The organism is Pseudoalteromonas sp. Isolate6, from assembly GCF_022398435.1.
GTDB classification, from domain to species: Bacteria; Pseudomonadota; Gammaproteobacteria; order Enterobacterales; family Alteromonadaceae; genus Pseudoalteromonas; species Pseudoalteromonas galatheae.
This window is the reverse complement of the sequence record NZ_JAKEVK010000300.1, coordinates 1-3,762: the sequence shown is the minus strand read 5'-3', so window position 1 is coordinate 3,762 and position 3,762 is coordinate 1. Positions and strand designations below refer to the sequence as shown.

General features: G+C 42.4%; 3 protein-coding genes. 1 reads left to right on the top strand and 2 read right to left on the bottom strand.

The features are described from left to right. Positions 1 to 440 precede the first annotated feature (440 nt). Together gppA and rhlB are read right to left on the bottom strand one after the other, a co-directional pair. The gene (gene gppA, locus L1D50_RS22040; RefSeq protein WP_239966847.1) at positions 441 to 1,949 is read right to left on the bottom strand and encodes a guanosine-5'-triphosphate,3'-diphosphate diphosphatase; all 1,509 of its coding nucleotides are present in this window, start codon (positions 1,947 to 1,949) and stop codon (positions 441 to 443) included. 52 nt (positions 1,950 to 2,001) lie between these two features. Then, complete coding sequence (gene rhlB, locus L1D50_RS22035; RefSeq protein WP_239966846.1) at positions 2,002 to 3,282, bottom strand: ATP-dependent RNA helicase RhlB; 1,281 nt, start codon at positions 3,280 to 3,282, stop codon at positions 2,002 to 2,004. A 91-nt stretch (positions 3,283 to 3,373) separates the two neighbouring features. Here rhlB and trxA point away from each other — a divergent pair, with 91 nt between their 5' ends. Then, a complete protein-coding gene (trxA, locus tag L1D50_RS22030; RefSeq protein ID WP_010378172.1) occupies positions 3,374 to 3,700 on the top strand; it encodes a thioredoxin TrxA in 327 nt (108 codons plus the stop codon). The last annotated feature ends 62 nt before the right edge of the window (positions 3,701 to 3,762 follow it).

Here is a 3,762-nt window from a genome sequence, read left to right as displayed (position 1 = left end):
GTGCTGAATAAACTATGTTTATTCTGTTGGTCACTCAGTTCAATTGAGACTCTAAATTTGTTTGCGTCATCTAGCGAACTAGAATCTGCTGTTAGAACTCAATCTGTACGAGTGCCCACACAGATGATTGCTTCATATTTTTAAAGAACGTTTCGAAACATTTCGTTGTTTCGAGGGATGTGCATTCTAAGCATTCCCAATTTTTTGTCAACACTTAATTTTGAATTTCTTTACCAGAAGTTTCGAACTTAAGTTTTACTTGACGCTAACTCGTTGCTGCTTTGCTTTTCAGCGTAGCGCCCCGTGTCAGTGGGGTCGCATTATAGGGCGATCCGATTTTAGTGCAACCCTTTTTTTAAAAAAATTGCGAAAAACAGATCGTTTGGATAGAAATCACTCTAAGACAGTTATTTTTGCATGTTTTACAAACAAAAAGAGCGCTAAATGCGCTCTATTTTTAATTCCCAACCGAATTTTGATAGGTAAGCCGCTTCTTGAACGAGCTCCGCTAACATCAATGGGTGAAGAGATAGCCAAGGATCGGGCATTTGCATAGTCAGGGACTTTTTCTCTTCATTGTTAGCTTGAACTGTTACTTTAGGTAGAACATCGTCTTTTCTACGCATAGATAGCAAAACACCAAGTCGAACTACAACGCATAACAGCTTAGCGAATTCAAAGTGACAACCTAATCGATCAAAGTCTTTGGCAACAAGGTCGGCTCTGTGATTTTTAACGATAGCAACGATAATATCTTTTTGCGCTTTGCTATATCCAGGCATCGAAGTATTCGCCAATATATAGCCGCTGTGTCTGTGGTACTGTTTATAGTCAATCAGTAAGCCTATTTCATGAAGAGATGCGATTGCCTTTGCCAAGTGAAAACTCGTTTGTTCATCCAGACCCCAGCTCGATGACACTTGGGCGATAATATCAGACACCACTTCGTATACTCGCAGCGCCTGCTCGACATCAACATGATAACGCTGAGTGAAACCATCCAATGTGCGCTGACAGATATCAACAGCCTGAAAGTCAGGGATCATACTATAAAGTACACCCTCACGAAGTGCGCCACCGGCAAGACCCATAGATTGAATACCCAATGATTTGAATAGTGCAATCAAAATTGCCAGGCCCGATACAAAGACTAAACGGCGCTCTTCAATTAACCCAGGTAAAGTTAGCGCAGCCACCGTTTCACATTCAATTGCCTTAAGCTTTACTTCTTCCAACTTGTTTAGCGTCAGTTGTTCATTCTCGCCCATCGCAGCGAAAATTTCCTGAATGGCTTGAACAGTACCAGACGCGCCAATAGCTAACTCCCAGCCAAGCTTTTTATATTTGGCTTGAATAGGCTGTATTACCTGCTTTGCAGCCTGCTCTGCAGTGTCAAAATTTTCGAGACTTAATAGGCCATCGCTGAAATACCTATCTAGGTATGTCACACAGCCCATATTTAAGCTTTTATACAGTAAGGCATCAAAGCCTTTTCCGATCACGACTTCGGTACTCGCGCCACCGATATCAATAACGAGTTGCTTACCTTGACAGGCAGATGTGTGAGCGACACCTTTATAAATGGTTTTTGCTTCCACTTCCCCACTTATCACATTTACCTGATGATTAAGGATCTGCTCCGCTTTTTCGATAAATGTGTGAGCATTAGTAGCCAAACGCAATGTCGCTGTCGCGACAATACTGACGTTTTGCTTGGGGATATCTTGTAAGCGCTCTGCGAACAAAGCCAGGCATTCCCACCCTCTTTGCATCGCTTCAAGCGACAATTCATTTTGGTCATTAAGCCCAGATGCCAACCGCACCTTCCTTTTCACACGGCCGATTGTGTGAATACCGCCTGCCATATGTTTCGCGATCAACATATGAAAGCTGTTAGAACCTAAGTCTATTACAGCGTAAATATCTTCCTTCGAAGCAGTCTTTGCCACTTTTAAAACCTCAACAAATCGCTTTAAGCGCTTACTACTTTACTATCCAAGTTTACTTGGATTGTGGTTTCCTATAGCCACCTGTTCGGCGACCACCACCACGTTGTTTGTTACCACTATTGCCATGACCTGAATGACGACGTTTATTTACTTGCGGCGCACGCAAATCGGTCAATAGTGCTGTTTTATCATAATGAGAAACAGGAATTGCATGTTCTATGTATTCCTCTATCTCATGCAGATTATAGGCATATTGTTCACATGCGAAACTAATCGCATGCCCAGATGCACCAGCTCGGCCTGTCCGGCCAATACGATGAACGTAGTCTTCTCTGTCATCCGGCAAATCAAAGTTGAACACGTGACTTACTTCAGGAATATGTAAACCTCGCGCTGCAACATCCGTCGCAACCAGTAAATCAACATCGCCACGCGTAAACTGCGCTAGAATTGATTGACGTTTCTTTTGGTTCACATCTCCAGTAAGCAAGCCTGCACGGTGGCCATCCGCTTTCAGCCATTCATATACGTTTTCACAACTGTGCTTAGTATTAGCAAAAATAATTGCCTTCTCTGGCCACTCTTCCTCAATCAAAGTCAACAGTAAAGGTATTTTGTCCTCTGTTGACGGATGAAATAGCTCTTCTTGAATACGTTTGCCCGTTTTAACATCTGGCTCAATTTGTACATGAATAGGATTGGTCATGTGTTCGAATGCTAACTCTTGCACTCTGTATGATAATGTTGCAGAAAATAATAGGTTTAATCGCTCTTCACGACCTGGCATACGATTGAACAAATAGCGAATGTCTTTGATAAAACCTAAATCAAACATTCGGTCTGCTTCATCTAGCACAACCACTTCGATATCATTGAGGTTATAAGCACCCTGCTTATAAAAATCGATTAAACGTCCAGTCGTTCCGATTAGTATATCCGCGCCTTTTTCCAGTTGAGCCCGTTGTTTTTCGTAATCTTCGCCACCATATACTAGGGCAAGCTTAAGATCACAACGTGGCGCAATGACTTGCGCGTCCTTATGTATTTGGATAGCCAACTCTCGAGTCGGCGCCATAATAATTGCACGAGGTTGCGTTTTTTTATCCTTTTTGGTCTGCAATAGGCGATGACAGGTCGCGGTCAAAAACGCAAGAGTTTTGCCCGTACCAGTTTGTGCCTGGCCCGCGATATCGCGGCCTTCACAGATGTAAGGTATACACTTTGCTTGGATTGGCGTACAAAATTCGAAGCCATTTTCCTGTAAACCGGCGACCACTTCCGGTGCTAAAGCAAAGTCGTTGAATTTTTTATTGGTCAAATGTGTCTTAGTCATAGCAATAAAGCATAACGTTTAAACTTGCAATAAGAAACAAGAGTGTTTAAATACGCATTAAATATTTCGCCTAATTCTAACGGAGAGCGTAATGAGCGACAAAATTATCCAACTAACTGATGACAGCTTTGAAGCTGACGTAATCAAATCTGACAAGCCTGTACTAGTAGATTTCTGGGCCGAATGGTGTGGCCCTTGTAAAATGATTGCGCCTATCCTTGATGAAGTTGCAGAATCACACGGTGACCGCGTAGCGATCGGTAAACTAAATATCGATCAAAACGCTGGTACTCCACCTAAGTACGGTATCCGTGGCATTCCAACACTATTACTATTTAAAGATGGTGCTGTAGCGGCAACTAAAGTTGGTGCTTTATCTAAGACTCAACTTGTTGAGTTCTTAGAAAACAACCTATAATTCAGGTTGTTACAAACTCTGCGGCATAATTGCCGCAGATGTAGGCCTGATCTATATCATTT

Bases quoted from the DNA above. Each gene is read 5' to 3' on its own strand.
- rhlB (WP_239966846.1), bottom strand. From the start codon at position 3,282: ATGACTAAGACACATTTGACCAATAAAAAATTCAACGACTTTGCTTTA.
- trxA (WP_010378172.1), top strand. From the start codon at position 3,374: ATGAGCGACAAAATTATCCAACTAACTGATGACAGCTTTGAAGCTGAC.